The 18,331-nt window shown below is 59.9% G+C and carries 18 protein-coding genes; 10 read left to right on the top strand and 8 right to left on the bottom strand.

What is annotated here, in order from left to right:
- Positions 1 to 200 precede the first annotated feature (200 nt).
- Positions 201 to 977, top strand: a complete 777-nt coding sequence (locus BN1135_RS15445) for a glycosyltransferase family 2 protein (protein WP_042022653.1) — start codon at positions 201 to 203, stop codon at positions 975 to 977.
- 51 nt (positions 978 to 1,028) lie between these two features.
- Here BN1135_RS15445 and BN1135_RS15440 read toward each other — a convergent pair whose 3' ends face one another.
- The gene (locus BN1135_RS15440) at positions 1,029 to 2,066 is read right to left on the bottom strand and encodes a glycosyltransferase family 9 protein (RefSeq protein WP_042022651.1); all 1,038 of its coding nucleotides are present in this window, start codon (positions 2,064 to 2,066) and stop codon (positions 1,029 to 1,031) included.
- 232 nt (positions 2,067 to 2,298) lie between these two features.
- On the opposite strand from BN1135_RS15440, the gene coaD reads away from it, so the two are divergent.
- Positions 2,299 to 2,781 (top strand): pantetheine-phosphate adenylyltransferase, encoded by a 483-nt coding sequence (gene coaD, locus BN1135_RS15435; protein WP_042022649.1) that lies wholly within the window; start codon positions 2,299 to 2,301, stop codon positions 2,779 to 2,781.
- Positions 2,782 to 2,874: 93 nt separating this feature from the next.
- Here coaD and BN1135_RS15430 read toward each other — a convergent pair whose 3' ends face one another.
- From BN1135_RS15430 to radC, 6 genes are all read right to left on the bottom strand, one after another.
- A complete protein-coding gene (locus BN1135_RS15430) occupies positions 2,875 to 3,747 on the bottom strand; it encodes a VirK/YbjX family protein (protein WP_042022647.1) in 873 nt (290 codons plus the stop codon).
- A 176-nt stretch (positions 3,748 to 3,923) separates the two neighbouring features.
- Positions 3,924 to 4,736: a bifunctional DNA-formamidopyrimidine glycosylase/DNA-(apurinic or apyrimidinic site) lyase gene (gene mutM / locus BN1135_RS15425; protein WP_042022644.1), complete on the bottom strand. Its 813-nt coding sequence runs from the start codon at positions 4,734 to 4,736 to the stop codon at positions 3,924 to 3,926.
- Between the two features lie 24 nt (positions 4,737 to 4,760).
- On the bottom strand, positions 4,761 to 5,216 hold the full coding sequence (locus BN1135_RS15420) for a hypothetical protein (RefSeq protein WP_042022642.1): 456 nt from the start codon (positions 5,214 to 5,216) through the stop codon (positions 4,761 to 4,763).
- A gap of 93 nt (positions 5,217 to 5,309) precedes the next feature.
- Positions 5,310 to 5,477, bottom strand: a complete 168-nt coding sequence (gene rpmG / locus BN1135_RS15415) for a 50S ribosomal protein L33 (protein ID WP_005323752.1) — start codon at positions 5,475 to 5,477, stop codon at positions 5,310 to 5,312.
- Positions 5,478 to 5,488: 11 nt separating this feature from the next.
- Positions 5,489 to 5,725, bottom strand: a complete 237-nt coding sequence (gene rpmB / locus BN1135_RS15410; RefSeq protein WP_005321271.1) for a 50S ribosomal protein L28 — start codon at positions 5,723 to 5,725, stop codon at positions 5,489 to 5,491.
- A 137-nt stretch (positions 5,726 to 5,862) separates the two neighbouring features.
- On the bottom strand, positions 5,863 to 6,537 hold the full coding sequence (gene radC, locus BN1135_RS15405; RefSeq protein ID WP_042022638.1) for a RadC family protein: 675 nt from the start codon (positions 6,535 to 6,537) through the stop codon (positions 5,863 to 5,865).
- A gap of 147 nt (positions 6,538 to 6,684) precedes the next feature.
- Between radC and coaBC the strand changes: the two genes are divergently transcribed.
- The 5 genes from coaBC (at position 6,685) to pgi (ending at position 12,097) form a co-directional block, all read left to right on the top strand.
- Positions 6,685 to 7,887: a bifunctional phosphopantothenoylcysteine decarboxylase/phosphopantothenate--cysteine ligase CoaBC gene (gene coaBC / locus BN1135_RS15400; RefSeq protein ID WP_042022637.1), complete on the top strand. Its 1,203-nt coding sequence runs from the start codon at positions 6,685 to 6,687 to the stop codon at positions 7,885 to 7,887.
- An 86-nt stretch (positions 7,888 to 7,973) separates the two neighbouring features.
- On the top strand, positions 7,974 to 8,432 hold the full coding sequence (gene dut, locus BN1135_RS15395; RefSeq protein ID WP_033113594.1) for a dUTP diphosphatase: 459 nt from the start codon (positions 7,974 to 7,976) through the stop codon (positions 8,430 to 8,432).
- Positions 8,433 to 8,500: 68 nt separating this feature from the next.
- The gene (gene slmA, locus BN1135_RS15390) at positions 8,501 to 9,097 is read left to right on the top strand and encodes a nucleoid occlusion factor SlmA (protein WP_033113593.1); all 597 of its coding nucleotides are present in this window, start codon (positions 8,501 to 8,503) and stop codon (positions 9,095 to 9,097) included.
- Between the two features lie 166 nt (positions 9,098 to 9,263).
- Positions 9,264 to 10,100, top strand: a complete 837-nt coding sequence (locus BN1135_RS15385; protein ID WP_042022635.1) for a mechanosensitive ion channel domain-containing protein — start codon at positions 9,264 to 9,266, stop codon at positions 10,098 to 10,100.
- Positions 10,101 to 10,447: 347 nt separating this feature from the next.
- On the top strand, positions 10,448 to 12,097 hold the full coding sequence (gene pgi / locus BN1135_RS15380) for a glucose-6-phosphate isomerase (RefSeq protein WP_042022633.1): 1,650 nt from the start codon (positions 10,448 to 10,450) through the stop codon (positions 12,095 to 12,097).
- Between the two features lie 156 nt (positions 12,098 to 12,253).
- On the opposite strand, the gene ilvC is transcribed toward pgi, so the two are convergent.
- A complete protein-coding gene (gene ilvC, locus BN1135_RS15375) occupies positions 12,254 to 13,735 on the bottom strand; it encodes a ketol-acid reductoisomerase (protein ID WP_042022632.1) in 1,482 nt (493 codons plus the stop codon).
- A 253-nt stretch (positions 13,736 to 13,988) separates the two neighbouring features.
- On the opposite strand from ilvC, the gene ilvY reads away from it, so the two are divergent.
- The 3 genes from ilvY to BN1135_RS15360 all read left to right on the top strand — a co-directional run bounded on the left by ilvY (position 13,989) and on the right by BN1135_RS15360 (position 18,056).
- Positions 13,989 to 14,882, top strand: coding sequence for an HTH-type transcriptional activator IlvY (gene ilvY, locus BN1135_RS15370; RefSeq protein ID WP_042022630.1), 894 nt, complete (start codon positions 13,989 to 13,991; stop codon positions 14,880 to 14,882).
- 326 nt (positions 14,883 to 15,208) lie between these two features.
- Positions 15,209 to 15,400, top strand: coding sequence for a hypothetical protein (locus BN1135_RS15365; protein WP_005339486.1), 192 nt, complete (start codon positions 15,209 to 15,211; stop codon positions 15,398 to 15,400).
- A 73-nt stretch (positions 15,401 to 15,473) separates the two neighbouring features.
- Positions 15,474 to 18,056: a bifunctional acetate--CoA ligase family protein/GNAT family N-acetyltransferase gene (locus tag BN1135_RS15360; RefSeq protein ID WP_042022629.1), complete on the top strand. Its 2,583-nt coding sequence runs from the start codon at positions 15,474 to 15,476 to the stop codon at positions 18,054 to 18,056.
- The last annotated feature ends 275 nt before the right edge of the window (positions 18,057 to 18,331 follow it).

The following is an 18,331-nucleotide window of genomic DNA, read 5'->3' as shown; positions in this document are numbered from 1 at the left end:
TCCTTGCTTGGCGCTGCCGCCGCCTCATTTTTCCAGCGACGGCCTTCTTCCTGCCGAGCGAGATGAAACGCCAGCGAGACAGGAAAACAGCAGGCAGAAACGGGCAATGGCGGCTCTCTCTTTGGCCCATTTTTCCGTTAGAATGGCCCATCAATACCCATTCGCCCCACCAGCCGGGCAATAACCATGAGCCCAATTTTGTGAAAAAACCGACTCTGGCTGCCGTTCTGATCGTCAAGAATGAAGCCGACAACCTGCGCAAGTGCCTCGCCTCCCTCGACGGACTGGTGGACGAGATCGTCATTCTGGACTCCGGCAGCCAGGACGAGACACCGGCCATTGCCGCCGAGTTTGGCGCCCGCTTCTTCGTCAACCAGAAGTGGCCTGGCTTTGGCAAGCAGCGCCGACTGGCGCAGTCCCATGTGCAATCCGACTGGGTGTTGTGGCTGGATGCCGACGAGCGGCTCACCCCTGAGCTGAAAACCGCTATCGCCAAGGTGATGACCAATCCAGCCAGCGATACCATCTACTCGATCCCGCGCCTCTCCTGGGTGTTTGGCCGTTTTATCCGCCACAGCGGCTGGTATCCGGATCGGGTGCTGCGCCTCTATCCCAAGGCACTCACCAGCTACAACGAAGCGCTGGTACACGAGAAGGTGGAAGTGCGGGCCAACATGAAGATCGTCAATCTCCATGGCGACCTGCTCCACTTCACCTATCGGGATCTGGAGCACTATCTGGTGAAATCCGCCGGTTATGCCCGTGCCTGGGCCGATCAGCGCACAGCTCGCGGCAAAAAGGGCTCCCTCAGTCAGGGGCTGCTCCACGCCGTCGGCTGCTTCCTCAAGATGTACCTGCTAAAAGCCGGTTTCCTCGATGGCAAGCAGGGGCTGCTGCTGGCGATCCTCTCCGCCCACTCCACCTTCGTCAAATACGCCGACCTCTGGGTGCGCCAGCAGCCACAGCAGCCGGAATAACGGCCATACGAAACAGGGCCCCGCGGGGCCCTGTTTGCATTGCTGGATACCTTACTTCTGCCAGAAGGGCGCCGCCCAGCGGGCCATCTCCGGCACCATGGCCTTGGGATCGAGCTGGCTCATATCCTCCGGGTGGTCGCTATCCTCTGGCGGGCTGAAGGCAAGGTGACGACCTTCGCTGTTGAGGGGCTTCCAGCGCAGCGGGGTAGCAGAGCGGCGCATCGGGAAGAAGCCTATGGTCGGCACATCCAGCGCGCCGGCGATGTGGAGCGGCCCGGTACTGCCCGCCACGAACAACGCCGCGTTGGCGAGCACCTGACAGAACATCGGCAGACCATCGCTGGAGCGGTAGATCCAGCCGTTGCCGCCGTGGGCCAACAGCTCGGCCGCCAGCTGTTCGGCCATCTTCTCCTCGCCCGGACCTGCGGTCAGCACGCACTGCAGCTCGGGGCAGGCCTGATTGAGCTTGATGATGATGCGGGCATACTGCTCGATGGAGAGGTTGTTGGCCGAGCCGCCGCTGCCGGCGTGCACCATCAGCCAGGGGCGGCTGGCATCGAGCTTGAGCCTGAGCGCCAACTGTTCCCGCACCTGCAACAGGGTTGCGGGGTCGAACTGCAGAAAAGGCGTCTGGGGCTCCACTACGGCTACCTGCTGATCGGCCAGGAAACGGCGGATTAACTCCAGGTTGTACTCGGACTCCGGCTTCTGGGAGCGGGAACGGCGCTGCACCAGTCGCTGGTTGTAGAGCACCTGCGCCAGCTTGGTCGCCGGGGCCAGCCGGTAGGGGATGTGTGCCTTCCATACCAGCATGGCGTTGCGGGAGTTGGAGAAGAGGCAGATGGACGCATCGAACGCCGCCGCCTTGATCCGCGCGAGCAGCGCGCGCTGTTGCTCCTTGTCGGCACCGACGCCCGGATCGATGATCACCTCGTCAATCCAGGGGCAGAGCCGGGCCAGCGGCGCCGTGTAGGCTGGAACCAGCGCCGTCACATGACACGCCATGGATCCTTTGAGCATGGCGAAGCTCGGCCATGCCAGCATGAAGTCACCAATCTTGTCATTGCGAACGACCAGAATACGTTTCATAAAAATCCCTTTGCTCCCTGTCACCACTGCAAGGAGGCTTGATGCGCGATGGGCGTATTCTTGCCTGATGCAGGGCTATTCTCAAGCGAAGAGACCTGCTGACATGGATTAAAACCGCCAAAATGTACCTCAGACACCGCGCAATGAATAAATTCTGAGGCGGCGGCTGTCGCGATAACAGCCAAATCCCCCCTATAATGCGACCAAATTTACAGGCTGCAGGACTGCAAACATGACTACCAGGGTAATTTATCCCGGGACATTTGATCCCGTGACCAATGGCCACGCTGACCTGATCGGCCGCGCCGCCAAGCTGTTTGACGAGGTGGTGGTCGGCGTTGCCAACAGCCCGAGCAAGCGCCCGCTGTTCGATTTGGCAGAGCGGGTCCAGCTTGTCCAGCAAGTGACCAGCCAGTTGCCTAACGTCAAGGTGGTGGGCTTCTCCGGCCTGCTGGTGGATTTCGCCAAGGAGCATCAGGCCAATGTGCTGATCCGCGGCCTGCGCGCCGTCTCCGACTTCGAGTATGAGTTCCAGCTGGCCAACATGAACCGCCGCCTGATGCCGGAGCTGGAGAGCGTCTTCCTCACCCCGGCGGAAGAGAACTCCTTTATCTCCTCCACCCTAGTGAAAGAGGTGGCGCTGCACGGCGGTGATATCCGCCAGTTTGTCGATCCCGTGGTGGCCAAGGCCATCGCCGCTAAGCAGAAAGGGTAAAACTCTCCCCGGCTGGCAACAACGAACAAGGGCTACCCGTGGGTAGCCCTTGTTGTATCTGTCTCGTTATGGAGAGGTCAGCCTGCTTGCCGGTTACTGGCGGGCAAAACACGCGGTCATCCCCTGCACCAACAGATCGAGCCACTCGTAGCGGCGCCGGTACATGGCCCGCTTTTTGGAGGCGATCTCCTCCAGCGGCTTGCGCGGCTGCGCTTGCAGGGCGACGAAGTTGGCGTCCACATCCCGGGCGTCGAACTCCTGCCACAGCTCGTCATAATCAGCCTGCAGGTTGGCTTTCTGCTTGCTGCTGTAGCGCTTGGCCTGGAACACGTGGGCCCGCTTGCGCACCGCCAGCACCTCTGCCGCCCCCATGCTCTGCGCCAGTTGCAGCACCAGCTGTACCAGTAGGGATTTGGGCCGCAGGCCGTGTCCCTCTTTGGTCAGCTCGCGCACCCGATCCTGAGCATTGTCGACCGCAGGCTCCGGCCCCTGCATGGAGCCGATCATCAGCATCAAACGCTCCGCACTGCCCGCCAGCGAAAAGGCGCAGCTGTAGAGGCGCTGCCCCTCGCCGTTGACGATGGAGAGCGCCAGCTCGGCCTCGCGGCGGAAGGTGCCGTCATGGCGCAGCAGGATGCGGCAATCGCTCTGGGGATAGTGCCCCAGCTCAATCCCCTCGCCCAGATAGAGCGGATCGATCAGCTGCGGGTAACACTCGAGGAGCAACCGATAGTGAGCTTCCAGCATCTCGGCCCGTTGACGGGCGCTGGCACAAGCGAAGCGGTAAGGACGCATCGGCTTGTCGAGCAGCTCGGGGTAGATGGCTGGCAGCGCCTTGAGCGACTCGCACTGAAACAGGCTGAAGACCCGGCTCAGCGACTTGCGATAGAGCAGGCTACGCAGCACAAACTTGCCACGATTGAAGGTTTTTCGGTCACATCCCTCAGGGTAGAGGAAGCGGGCCATGGATTTTGCGCAATAGCGCTCTTGCCGGGATAGGAGTTCCCAGTCTATTGATTTAACTGTCATTTTTATTTCTCAAACCGCCTGAACGGTCGGGATATTAGTGACAGCTGTGCAAATCTTCAACAGCGTGGCAATACGCTGTTACAACTTCCCCCGGATCGGGGCAAAAAGTGTGTTCAGCGCTGACAATGACTGCAAAAAACCGTGGTGCGCTGGCCCATTCTGATCTCGGTCAGCAGGGTGTGACAATGGAAACAGGGCTGACCGCCACGGCCATACACCTGCAACTGCTGCACGAAATAGCCCGGCTTGCCATCGGCGCTGGTGAAATCCTTCAGAGTGGTGCCCCCCTGACGAATGGCCTCGGCCAGTACCCGCTTGATCTCGGCCACCAGGGTTCCCAACTGCTCGCCACTGATATTGCCCGCCGCCCGTTTGGGATGAATGCCAGCAGCATAGAGTGCCTCGTTGGCGTAGATGTTGCCCACCCCGACCACCACCTGATTGTCCATCAGGAACTGCTTGATGGCGGTGCTGCGCCCCTTGGCACGCTCGCGCAGGTAATCGGCATTGAAAGCGTCGGTGAGCGGCTCGGGCCCCAGCTTGGCCAGCAGCGCGTGGGCTTCGGCCGGTTCACGGGTCCAGAGCAGGGCGCCGAAGCGGCGCGGATCGTTGAGCCGCAGCAGCTTGCCATTCTCCAGCTCGATATCCACGTGGTCGTGCTTCTCGGCCGGGGTGCCGATATCCAGCACCCGCAGGCTGCCAGACATCCCCAGATGAAGGATGGCGGTGCCGAAATCGGTCTCCAGCAGCAGGTATTTGGCACGGCGACGCACCCGATGGATAGTGAGGTCCACCAGCTCCTGAATTTCACCGGGGATCGGCCAACGCAGGCGGCCATCCCGCACCACCACCCTGGTGACCTTGATGCCGGTAAGCCAGGGGGAGATCCCCTGACGGCTGACTTCAACTTCTGGCAATTCAGGCATTGGAACCTCGCAAGGAAAAGGAACTCAGGGAGCAGGACGCAACAGATCGCGATACTGCTCGGCAGTGAGGGAGAGCCAGAGACCGGATGGCAGTTGGGCGCCATATTGACCGCTGTTCTGATAGAGGCCAATCTCGACCGGATCGTTCTGGCCGGCCAGCCATACCTTGATGGTCACCGGCGTACCACGCACCGCCTCGCCGGGGGGCAGTAACCAGCTCTGCCAACGGGCCAGACGGGCAGCCAGCTGCTCACTGTTGAGCCCCAGCTCCGCCCCACTGCGCCAGCCCTGGCCGATCCGTTCAATCTGCCAGCTCGGCCCCTGCCAGGTGAGCACCACGGCCGCATCTGGCAGCAAGGGGCGCGCCCGCTTGGCGCTGTTCTCCTGCTGGGCACTCTCCATCCGGTGCAACAGGGTGATCACGATCAGCACCACCACGATGATCACGTTATTCCAGCCTTTGCGGCTCAATTTGAACATGACAATCCTCCTTTCGCTCCGGCAGTGTACTGAATTCCGCCCATAAAAAAACCCGGCACGAAGCCGGGTTTTTGGGAATGCAGCATCAAGTAATTACTTGATTTTGCCTTCCTTGTAGATCACATGCTGACGAATAACGGGATCAAACTTTTTGATCTCCATTTTTTCGGGCATGGTGCGCTTGTTCTTGGTAGTGGTATAGAAGTGACCAGTACCGGCGCTGGAGTTCAGACGAATCTTATCGCGAATACCTTTAGCCATGATCTAATTCCTTATACCTTAACACCGCTGGCGCGCAGTTCAGCCAGAACCACTTCAACGCCACGCTTGTCGATAATACGCATGCCTTTTGCGGATACGCGCAGGCTTACGAAGCGTTTTTCACCCTCAACCCAAAAACGGTGAGTGTGCAGGTTCGGCAGGAAACGACGCTTGGTAGCGTTGTTTGCGTGCGAACGGTTGTTACCAACGGCCGGACGCTTGCCGGTTACTTGACATACTCTAGACATGTCCGTCTCTCCAAATCTTACTTCAATTGCTCGAGCAAATGTCTGCCCCGCTGGCCTTCGATTGCGGGGCAAACAGAAGGCGGCATTTTATACAGCATCCATGATCAAAGATCAACTAATACGGAGCCGGAGCACAGTCATAACCAACCGCGCTCGGCAAACGAAACCGTGATGCCATCACCGATCACCAAGTGATCCAGCACTCTAATATCGATCAGGGCCAAGGCGGCCGTGATCCGATCCGTGATCTGGCGGTCGGCCCTGCTGGGCTCGGCGACGCCGGACGGGTGATTATGCGCCAGAATCACCGCAGCTGCATTATGTTTGAGCGCGATCTGCACGATTTCTCTGGGCCAGACGCTGGCCGAATCGATTGTGCCGTAAAAAAGCTCAACAAATTGAATGACTCTGTGCTGGTTATCGAGCAATAACAGCGCAAATACCTCTCGCGGCCGATCTCGCAACTGAGCCTGCAGATAATCCCGGGTTAGCTGGGGTGAGCTGAGCGCATCACCCCGTTGCAGCTGTTCGGCCAGATGGCGTCTGGCCATCTCCAGCACCGCCTGCAACTGGGCATATTTGGCAGGGCCCAAGCCGTGTGCCTCGCAGAATGCCTGCTGATCCGCCCCCAGCAAGCTGCGCAAAGAGCCGAATTGATTCAACAGGTTGCGCGAGAGGTCCACCGCACTCAGGCCATTGACACCGGTACGCAAAAAGATCGCGAGCAGCTCGGCATCGGAGAGCGCAGCGGGCCCCTGACGCAGCAGCTTCTCTCTGGGTCGCTCATCCTCTGGCCACTCCTTAATGCTCATTTGTCTCTCCCTCATCCCTGTTGAGAGAAAACATAGCAAAAAATTGCGCGCACCCGACCACACCCCTTGATGCCAACCCCTGTCGTCATCCATTGCCTGTGGTATCTTAGCCGACCAGTCAAAGTGAGCCGGATAGAGAAACAGCAGATGAGATTGGCCGATAAACGCATCCTGTTGGGTGTCAGTGGCGGGATCGCCGCCTACAAGAGTGCCGAGCTGGTACGTCGCCTGAAAGATCAGGGGGCCGAAGTTCGGGTGGTGATGACCCGTTCCGCCAAAGAGTTCATCACCCCGCTGACCCTGCAGGCGGTCTCCGGTCATCCGGTGGCCTACAGCCTGCTGGATCCCTCTGCCGAAGCAGGCATGGGTCATATCGAGCTGGCCAAATGGGCCGATCTGATACTGATCGCCCCCGCCAGCGCCAACCTGATGGCACGGATGGCCGCCGGCATGGCCGACGAACTGCTGACCACCCTCTGTCTGGCGACCCCGGCCCCCATCGCGCTGGCGCCCGCCATGAACCAGCAGATGTATCTCAACGCTGCAACCCAGGCCAACCTCAAGACCCTGGCCAGCCGCGGCATTCTACTGTGGGGGCCGGATGCCGGCAGCCAGGCCTGTGGCGACGTGGGCCCCGGCCGGATGCTGGATCCCCTCGATCTGGTGGATCGCTGCTGTCAGCAGCTGGCCGCCGAGCCGTTGCTGGCGGGCGTCAAGCTGCTGTTGACCGCTGGGCCGACCCGCGAGGCACTGGATCCGGTACGCTACATCAGCAACCACAGCTCCGGCAAGATGGGCTATGCCATCGCCCGTGCCGCCCGTGAGGCGGGCGCAGAAGTCACCCTGGTGAGCGGGCCGGTGACGCTGGCTACGCCTGCAGGCGTTACCCGTGTCAATGTGGAGAGCGCCGAGCAGATGCATCAGGCGGTGATGAGCCGGGTCGGCGAGTGTGACCTCTTCATCGGCTGCGCCGCGGTGGCCGACTATCGCCCCGAGCAGGTGGCCAGCCAGAAGATCAAGAAGACCGGCGATAACGACCAGATGGTGGTGAAGCTGGTGAAGAATCCCGACATCATCGCGGCCGTTGGTGCCCTTGCAGACAAACCCTTCACCGTCGGATTTGCCGCCGAAACCGTGGATGTGGAACAATACGCCCTCGACAAGTTGCAGCGTAAGCGGCTGGACATGATCGCCGCCAACGATGTGTCCCGCGAGGGGCAAGGCTTCAACGCCGATGACAACGCCCTGACCGTGTTCTGGCAAGGGGGCCAGGCCCCGCTGCCGCTGGCCGACAAGCTGACGCTGGCCCGTCACCTGATCGCCCTGATTGCGCGCCACTACCGGCGCTGAGCGTCCCGATAACGCAAGACTCATGACGCCCCCCCTTGCCGTGCCAAGAGGGGCGCCGACACAAGATCCAACTGAACAAGCGATTCATGACAACACAAATTGAACTGAAGATTCTGGATGCCCGTATCGGTACCGAGTACCCGCTGCCCGCCTACGCCACACCGGGCTCTGCCGGTATGGACCTGCGCGCCCTGCTGGATGCGCCGCTGACCCTGGCCCCCGGTGATACCACCCTGGTGCCGACCGGTCTGGCCATTCATATTCAGGATCCGGCTCTGTGTGCCACCATCCTGCCCCGCTCCGGCCTCGGCCATAAGCACGGCATCGTGCTGGGCAACCTGGTGGGTCTGGTCGATTCCGACTACCAGGGTCAGCTGATGGTCTCGGTCTGGAACCGTGGCAAAGATGAGTTCACCATGCAGCCCGGCGAGCGCATCGCCCAGCTGGTGATAATGCCGGTGGTTCAGGCCAGCTTCCAACTGGTCGATGAGTTCAATCAGAGCGAACGGGGTGAAGGCGGTTTTGGTTCTTCTGGTCGTCAATAACAGACCACACCACCCCTTTGGGCGGTGTCTAATAATAGAACCAAGCCATTGTTTTTTTAGGGGAATCCATGGCAAGCAGTAATCAGAAACAGAGTCGGCGCGATCAGATCCTGCAAGCGCTCGCCCATATGCTGGAAACCAGTCCGGGGCAGCGCATCACCACGGCCCGTCTGGCGGCCGAGGTCGGCGTATCTGAAGCAGCCCTCTATCGGCATTTTCCCAGCAAGGCGCGGATGTTCGAGGGGCTGATCGACTTTATCGAGGATTCCCTGCTGTCACGGGTCAATCTGATCATGGCGGAAGAGAAGGACACCATGGCGCGCTGCCACCACATCCTTCAGCTGCTGCTGGTGTTTGCCGAGCGCAATCCCGGCATCACCCGTATCCTCAACGGCGACGCCCTGCTGGGTGAGCACGATCGGCTGCGGGATCGCATCAGTATCCTGTTCGACAAGCTGGAGACCCAGCTCAAACAGGTGCTGCGCGAGAAGCGGCTGCGCGAGGGTCAGGGCTTCCAGCTCGACGAGACCATGCTGGCCAATCTGCTGCTGGCCTACACCGAAGGCCGCATCAGTCAGTTTGTGCGCTCCGAGTTCAAGCTCAAGCCGACCGCCGGGTTCGAGGATCAGTGGCAATTTATCCGCAGCCAGTTGCTGCAGAGCTGATGGTTTTTTAGCGTCATTCGGCAAAAAAGAAGGGAGGCCTTGGCCTCCCTTCTTTTTTGTGTCAGCTTTTTATGGCAGAAAAGAAGTACCAGATGCGACCCGGACTGTCGCGCTGCGGTGTTAGATTCATCCACCATAAACCTTTTAGAACCTGACAGGACATCCTATGGAACCCGAAATCATTACCGAAGCGCAGACCTGGCTGGTCAATAATCAGGGACTGCTGATCGAATACGGCGTCAATATCGCCGCCGCCCTGTTGACCCTGCTGGTCGGCTATATCGCCGCCAACCTGCTCAGCGGCGGCGTGGTCAAGGTGATGCAAACCCGCAAGCTCGACATCACCATCACTCACTTCGTCGGCAGCATCCTCAAGTACGCCATCCTGGTGTTCGTGGTGATCGCCGCGCTGGGCCGTGTTGGCGTGCAGACCGCCTCCTTCGTCGCCATTATCGGTGCCGCCGGTCTGGCCATCGGTCTGGCGCTGCAGGGCTCGCTCTCCAACTTCGCCGCTGGCTTCCTGCTGATCATCTTCCGCCCCATCAAGGCGGGTGAGTTTATCGAAGTGGCGGGCACTGCGGGTGTGGTGCAGTCCGTGCAGCTCTTTACCACTACCCTCACCTCCGCTGACAACAAGATGGTGGTAGTGCCCAACTCCGCCATCCTCAACGGCACCATCGTCAACTACTCACGGATGGATACCCGCCGCGTAGATATGACCTTCGGCATTGGCTACGGCTCAGACCTGCGCAAGGCCAAGCAGATCCTCGAGCGGCTGGTGAACGAAGAGCCGCGCATCCTGAAAGATCCGGCTGCCACCATCGCCGTCGCCGCACTGGCAGACTCCTCGGTCAATATCGTGGTACGCCCCTGGGTGAAAACCGCTGATTACTGGGGTGTCTGGTTCGACTTCCACGAGAAGGTGAAACTGGCCTTTGATGCCGAGGGCGTCGAGATCCCCTTCCCGCAGATGGTGATGCACATGCAAAAACCGCAGGCGTGATCGCGGTTCTGCTGCAATACACAATGCCAGCCTTCGGGCTGGCATTGTCGTTTCTGGCCCCGGCCCATGGCCGTTGCGATGCATAACCAAGCCAACCGGATGAAAACAATTTCAGGCCATCGGGGTGGCCCCAATCATGAGCAAGCGCAAGATCCGCCTTGCTTTCGTGACTCATAATCCCAATGTTCTGGTTGTATGCTCCCGACAGTGACCCATTGCGGTAAAAGACAATCGGTAAAAATCTGTTACACGGGCCGCCCGATCGGCTCGCTATAATGCTCGGATAATAAGGTTTGGCGGGACCTTGCCTGCAAGGTTCAAACACAACTTGGCATTTCAGGAATCCTATGAAAAATATCAATCCAACCCAAACCCAGGCCTGGCAGGCACTGGCAGCCCACTTTGCAGCAAACAAAGAGACACAACTCAAGGATCTGTTCGCGCAGGACCCGAAGCGCTTTGACAAGTTTTCCCTCACCTTCGGCGGCGACATCCTGGTTGATTACTCAAAGAACCTGATCACCGAAGATACCCTCAAGTTGCTGGTTAATCTGGCCAAAGAGACCGATCTTCGCAGCGCGATCGACGCCATGTTCAATGGCGAGAAGATCAACATGACCGAAGGCCGCTCGGTACTGCACGTGGCCCTGCGCAACCGCTCCGACCGCCCCGTCGAGTGCGACGGCAAGGATGTGATGCCGGAAGTGAACGCCGTACTGGCCAAGATGAAAGGCTTCTGCGAGAAGATCATCTCCGGCGAGTGGAAAGGCTACACCGGCAAGGCGATCCAGCACGTGGTCAACATCGGTATCGGTGGCTCTGATCTCGGCCCGGTGATGATCACCGAGGCACTGCGCCCCTACAAAAACCACCTGCAGATGCACTTCGTCTCCAACGTCGATGGCACCCACATCGCCGAGACCCTGAAGAAGATCGATCCGGAAACCACCCTGTTCCTGGTGGCCTCCAAGACCTTCACCACTCAGGAGACCATGACCAACGCCCTGACCGCTCGCGACTGGTTCATCAAGATCGCCGGTGACAAGGCCCACGTTGCCAAGCACTTCGCCGCCCTCTCCACCAACGGCAAGGCCGTGACCGAGTTCGGTATCGACACCAACAACATGTTCGAGTTCTGGGACTGGGTTGGCGGCCGCTACTCCTCCTGGTCTGCCATCGGCATGCCCATCGCCCTGTCCGTTGGTTTCGAAAACTTCGAAGCGCTGCTGCAAGGCGCCTTCGAGATGGACATGCACTTCGCCACTGCCTCCTATGAGCAGAACGTGCCGGTGCTACTGGCCCTGATTGGCCTGTGGTACAACAACTTCTACGGTGCCGAGTCCGAAGCCATTCTGCCGTACGATCAGTACATGCACCGCTTCCCTGCCTACTTCCAGCAGGGCAACATGGAATCCAACGGCAAGTACGTGGATCGCAACGGCAATCCGGTTGACTACCAGACTGGCCCCATCATCTGGGGTGAGCCGGGTACCAACGGCCAGCACGCCTTCTACCAGCTGATCCATCAGGGCACCAAGCTGATCCCCTGTGACTTCCTGGCACCAGCCATCAGCCACAACCCGATCGGTGACCACCATCCGAAACTGCTGGCCAACTTCTTCGCCCAGACCGAGGCGCTGGCCTTCGGCAAGAGCAAGGAAGAGGTCGAAGCCGAGTTCCTGGCTGCAGGCAAAACCCTGGAGCAGGTCAAGGATCTGGTGCCGTTCAAGGTGTTCGAAGGCAACCGCCCGACCAACTCCATTCTGTTCAAGAGCCTGACCCCGAAAACCCTGGGTGCCCTGATCGCCATGTACGAGCACAAGATCTTCGTACAGGGCGCAATCTGGAACATCTTCTCCTTCGACCAGTGGGGCGTGGAGCTGGGCAAACAGCTGGCCAACAAGATCCTGCCGGAGCTGGGCAACAACGAGGCTGTCACCAGCCACGACTGCTCCACCAACGGTCTGATCAACACCTGGAAAGCGTGGAAAGCCTGATTTATCGGGCCTTTCTGAATGCAAAAGCCCCGCTCGATGAGCGGGGCTTTTTTATGACTGTCAGGCTGATTTTTCTGGCTGGCCGAGCGGGTGTCCAGTCCGACCGGCGACGGGGATCGTCATCCCCGCCCCTTCATCATCCAGCCCGATGCCGGCTTAACCGCCAACGGCGATGCGTTTCATGTCTTTCATGTAACCGCGCAGTACCTGGCCGATTTTTTCGATCGGGTGGTTGCGGGTCGCCTCATTTGCAGCCAGCAGCGCCAGGTTGTCGACGCTCTGCCCTTCCGCCTTGCTGGCACCCAGATCGCCCGCTTTCAGGGTCGGCATGAAGTGCTCGCGCAGCAACGGCACTGCAGCGTTGGCGAACAGGTAGTTACCGTACTCGGCGGTATCGGAGATGACCACGTTCATTTCGTACAGACGCTTGCGAGCAACGGTGTTGGCGATCAGCGGCAGCTCGTGCAGGGATTCGTAGTAGGCGGACTCCTCGTAGATACCGGAAGCCACCATGGTCTCGAACGCCAGCTCGACACCCGCCTTGACCATGGCCACCATCACCACGCCATTGTCGAAGTACTCCTGCTCGGCAATTTTGCCAGCGAACGCCGGGGCGTTTTCGAAGGCAGACTTGCCGGTCTCTTCACGCCAGGTGAACAGTTTGACGTCATCTTCGACCCAGTCGGCCATCATGCCGCGGGAGAACTCACCGGCGATGATGTCATCCATATGCTTCTCGAACAGCGGACGCATCAGGGTGCGCAGTTGCTCGGAGAGCTCGAAGGCGCGCAGTTTAGCTGGGTTGGAGAGTCGGTCCATCATCAGGCTGATGCCACCCTGTTTCAGGGCTTCGGTGATGGTCTCCCAACCGAACTGGATCAACTTGCCGGCGTAGGCCTTGTCAGTCCCTTCGGCAACCAGCTTGTCGTAGCAGAGCAGGGAACCGGCCTGCAGCATGCCGCAGAGGATGGTCTGCTCGCCCATCAGGTCAGATTTCACTTCCGCCACGAAGGAGGATTCCAGCACCCCGGCACGGTCGCCGCCAGTGGCAGAGGCCCACGCCTTGGCGATGGCCATGCCTTCACCCTTGGGATCGTTCTCCGGGTGGACGGCAAGCAGAGTCGGCACACCGAAACCACGCTTATACTCTTCACGCACTTCGGTACCCGGGCACTTCGGCGCTACCATGACGACAGTGATGTCGCCGCGGATCTGCTGACCCTCTTCCACCACGTTGAAGCCGTGGGAGTAGCCCAGCGCGGCCCCCTGTTTCATCAGCGGCATCACGGTTTTCACTACGTCGGAGTGCTGCTTGTCCGGGGTCAGGTTCAGCACCAGATCGGCGGTCGGGATCAGCTCTTCATAGGTGCCGACCGCGAAGCCGTTGTCAGTGGCCTTCTGCCAGGAGGCGCGCTTCTCGGTGATGGCAGCCTTGCGCAGGGCGTAGGAGATATCCAGCCCGGAGTCACGCATGTTCAGACCCTGGTTCAGCCCCTGGGCACCACAGCCCACAATCACCACCTTCTTGCCCTTCAGCACGTCGCAACCGTCGGCGAATTCCGCCCGCTGCATGAAACGACACTTGCCCAGTTGGGCCAACTGCTGACGCAGGTTCAAGGTGTTGAAATAGTTAGCCATGGTGATTGCTCCGTTCGATTGATTCCATGCCGGGTAGCGGCGTTGTCTGAACCACTATAGCGCGGGACACTTATTGCCTGAACTGATATATTCGAAACAGTATGTTGCAAGAATTGAAAGATGATTCTTGGCAATTTCACCCCATGTGACTCCCCATTTCAGCAAAATTGCCGCTGAATTATCCGGGGACGCGGTTGCCCGAGCCGAACGGTTCGGCATGAATTTATGCCCTGACTGCAGCAGGAAGTGATCAATGGACCTTCGCAATCTCGAGCTGTTTCTCCACCTCGCCGACTCCCTCCACTTCGGCAAGAGCGCCGATGCCATGGCGGTCAGCCCCTCCACCCTGAGCCGCGCCATCCAGCGACTGGAACAGGAGACCGGCTGCATCCTGTTCGAACGGGACAACCGCTCGGTACGGCTCACCCCCGCCGGCGAGAAGCTGCGCGAATTCGGCGGCGGCCTGTTGCAGGAGTGGCGTCAGCTCAAACAGGAGCTCAAACGCAGCGACGAACCGCTGCAAGGGCGGCTGCGGGTGTTCTGTTCGGTCACTGCCAGCTACTTTCTGCTGCCCGAAGTGCTGGAGCGCTTTCGCCGCCGCTACCCCCAGCTGGAGATCAAGCTGGAGACCGGCGACCCGGCGCTGGCGGTGGACAAGATCCTGGCCGACGAGGCCGATCTCGCCATCGCCGCCCGCCCCGATGCCCTGCCCGCCAAGCTGGAATTTGCCAGCCTGCAGCTGGTGCCGCTGGTCTTTATCGCGCCGCGCAACGCCCCCCAGCTGAACCAGTGGTTCCGCCAAGGGGAGCCCGACTGGGAGCAGCTACCGCTGATCCTCTCCGAGCAGGGCTTGGCCCGCAAACGCAGCGATCAGTGGTTTCGCAACAAGGGGATAGCCCCCAACATCTACGCCGAAGTGGCGGGTAACGAGGGGATCGTCGCCATGGTGGCGCTCGGTTGCGGCGTGGGGCTGGTGCCGGCGGCGGTGATCGACCACAGCCCGCTCGGCGACAAAGTGCGGATCATTGACCTCAAGCCCGCCTTCAAGCCATTTGATGTGGGGATCGGGGTGCTCAAGAAGCGGCTGGAAGAGCCGCTGATCCGCGCCTTCTGGGATACTGCGCAGAATCAGGGTTCACTGCGCTGAAATAGGCTGATAGCGGTCGCGATAGGCCGCAGTTAGATGGCAGAGGGATGAAAATTACGGGCGCGGATAGGCTGCTCGGTTGCCGATACGCCAACCGTCCACAGTGCCATGCACCACCACCAGACTCTGATCATCCTGCGCACCATCCGTGCCTCGTGCTCCTCGCCATACTATAACGCCAGCCAGTGCCTCAACTGTGCCCTCTCTGAAAGATGTGTGAGCGTTCTCGTTTCAAATTTCGTGTCAAAAGTGACAATAGGCAAACTCGGCAGGTCATCGCAGACTGGGCGTTCATCAACAAATGCCAAGGCGCAGGGAGGAGAGCCATGAAACAGCATCTGGTAGAGATCAAGGGTTCAACCCTGTTTGACGAGTATCTGCAAAGCATGGGGGTGCCCAGCACGGCGCTGGACCGTGAGCAGGATATCTATCTGCAGGAACGCCACCTCGGCGCAATTCGCCGGGTGCAAGGCGAACTGCGCTTTTATCTACGTGCCAATGCCCTGAACAAACGGTGATCAGGATCCGGTCACAGAACCCGCAGCAAAGGCGTATTAGACTGGTATCTTCCCCCTTTTGTCGTGAGTGCCCATGAACGCAAGCGGTCTGGACCGGCTGTTCAAACCCCAATCAATCGCCGTGATCGGTGCCTCGACCGACCCGCTCAAGGCGGGTCACGTGATCGTGCGCCACCTGCTGGCGGGCCAGTTCAAAGGGCCCATCCTCCCCGTCACCCCGCGCAACAAGGCCATCGCTGGTGTGCTGGCCTATCCCGATATCGCCAGTCTGCCGCTGACCCCGGATCTCGCCATCATCTGCACCAGGCGGGAACGGGTCTTGCCGTTACTGGAAGCGCTCGGCCAAAAGGGCGCGGGAGCCGCCATCATACTGGCCGCCGACTTTTCCCCCAAGGAGCGGCTGGAGCTGAAACGGGTCTGCCAGCAATATGGCATTCGCCTGCTCGGCCCCAACAGCATGGGGATGCTGCTGCCCGGCCAGGGGATCAACGCCAGCTTTTCACCCATTGCCGCCAAGCCGGGACAGGTCGCTTTTCTCTCGCAATCCGCCGCCGTCAGCACCACCATTCTGGATTGGGCCAAACAGCATGAGCTGGGCTTTTCCGCCTTCATCTCCCTTGGCGATCACTGCGATATCGACTTCGGCCAGCTGCTGGACCAGCTCTCCCGCGACAGCGTCACCCGCGCCATTTTGATCTACATGGACAAACTGCACGACGCCCGCCACTTTCTCTCGGCGGCGCGGGCAGCCTCGCGCAACAAGCCGATCCTGGTGCTGAAAAGCGGGCGCCACGATCCGGCCCACGGCCTCGACAATGTCTATGATGCCGCCATCCGCCGCGCCGGTATGCTGCGGGTGCGGGATACCCACGAACTGTTTGCCGCGGTCGAAACCCTCAGCCACTCCATGACCCTCAAAGGGGAGCGGCTCGCCATCATCTCCAACGGCCGCGGACTGGCCAATATGGCGGTGGATGTGCTGCTGGAGCGGGGCGGCAAGCTGGCACGCCCGCCGCTCGATATCGGCAGCGATGCCACCATCACCACCTATCAGGAAGCGCTGGACAGCGTGTTGCAGGAAGATGGCATCGACGCCATCCTGATCATCCACGCCCCCTCGCTCACGGCACCGAGCGCGCCGCTGGCCAGCCATCTTATCGCCCATCTGAAACAGCACCCCAGAGCGCGCCGTTTCAATATCCTCACCAACTGGGCGGGCGAATACTCGGCGCAGGAGGGGCGTAAACTCTTTACTGAAGCGGGCTTCCCGACCTACCGTACCCCGGAAAGCGCCATGGCGGCCTTCATGCACATGGTGGAATACCGCCGCAACCAGAAGCAACTGATGGAAACTCCGGCATCACTGCACGGCAACCAGCTCAATGTCGAGCTGTGCCAGCAGCTGATCCGCCAAGCGCAAGACCGCAAACAGCTGAGGCTGGATACCCATCTGGTGCACCCGATTTTGCAGGCTGCCGGTCTCTCGACCCTGCCAACCTGGATCGTCACCGACGCCATCGAGGCGACCCTGACTGCCGAGCAGATCGGCTATCCGGTGGCGGTGAAACTGCGCTCCCCCGATATCCTCCACAAGTCTGCCGTGCACGGTGTAGTGCTCAACCTGCGCACCTCGGCCGAAGTGGCGCAAGCTGCAGATGCCATTCTGGATCGGGTCAGACAACATGATCCGGGCGCCCGCATCGAAGGCTTGCTGGTGCAGCGGATGGCTCGCCGCAGCGGCGGCCTGGAGTTACGGGTACGTATCCAGCAAGACGCCATCTTTGGCCCTGTCATCCTGCTGGGCGAGTCGGGCGCCGAACCGCAGGAGATGGTAGCAGCACTACCGCCGCTCAATCAGGCGCTGGCTCGTTACCAGATCATCGGCGCGCTAAAAAGCCGTAAAATCCGCGAACAGGCGACACCGGAGCGACTGGATATCGATGCCCTCGGTCAGGTGCTCTGCCAGCTCTCCGAGCTATTGCTCGCCTTTCCGGAGATTCAGGAGCTGGACCTGCACCCGCTACAAGCGTGCGGCACCGAGATGGTGGTACTGGATGCCAGCCTTACGCTGGCTGACCCCGCCATCCCGACCAGCAACCGACTGGCGATCCGCCCCTATCCCACCGAACTGGAGGAGGGTGCCTGGCTGAAAGACCAGCGCCACATCCTGCTGCGCCCGATCAGGCCGGAAGATGAACCGGCTCACAAGCAGTTCGTACTGCAAGTCTCCGATGAAGACAGGTACAAGCGCTTCTTTGCCGATGTGGGCGAACTGGGCCATGAAGAGCTGGCCCGCATGACCCAGATCGATTACGACCGGGAAATGGCATTCGTGGCGGTGGGGCAAGATGGCGAGCTGCAGGATCAGATCCTTGGCGTGGTGCGCGCCATTTCGACTCCGGACCTGAGCGATGCCGAGTTTGCCATTCTGGTGCGATCGGATTTGAAAGGGGTGGGCCTTGGCAAATTGATGATGGAGAAGATCATCCGTTATGCCAAAGAGCAGGGGATTGGTCAGCTATCCGGCATGACCATGCCGAGCAATCGCGGCATGGTCAACCTCGCCAAGCGGCTCGGCTTCAAGATAGATGTCCAGATGGAGGATGGGGTGGTCAATATGGAACTGCCCTGTAGCCAACAGGCGGCAGAAGTCTGATTTGGTCGGTCATAGCACCATTCAAATGGCTGTAGATTGAGCTGATAAGGCTCTGATATAGATAGAAAATGGCGGGAATGACAGGTTTTGAGCCATCTTCCGGTAGGAAAAAGCCAGATGTTGGCTGTTTTACATACTAAAAATGACAAAGCCCGGTCGAGAGAACGGGCTTTGTTGTTCGTCTGGTGTGCAAAAATGAGGTTCAATGGACAAAATCTGCCCATAGCAAAAAGGCCTTCCCAATCGGGAAGGCCTTTAAAATTAGTGGCGGAGCG

It is taken from the genome of Aeromonas sobria, from assembly GCF_000820145.1.
Taxonomy (GTDB): Bacteria; Pseudomonadota; Gammaproteobacteria; order Enterobacterales; family Aeromonadaceae; genus Aeromonas; species Aeromonas sobria.
The sequence above is the reverse complement of the archived record's forward strand: the minus strand, read 5'-3'. Positions and strand labels throughout refer to the sequence as shown.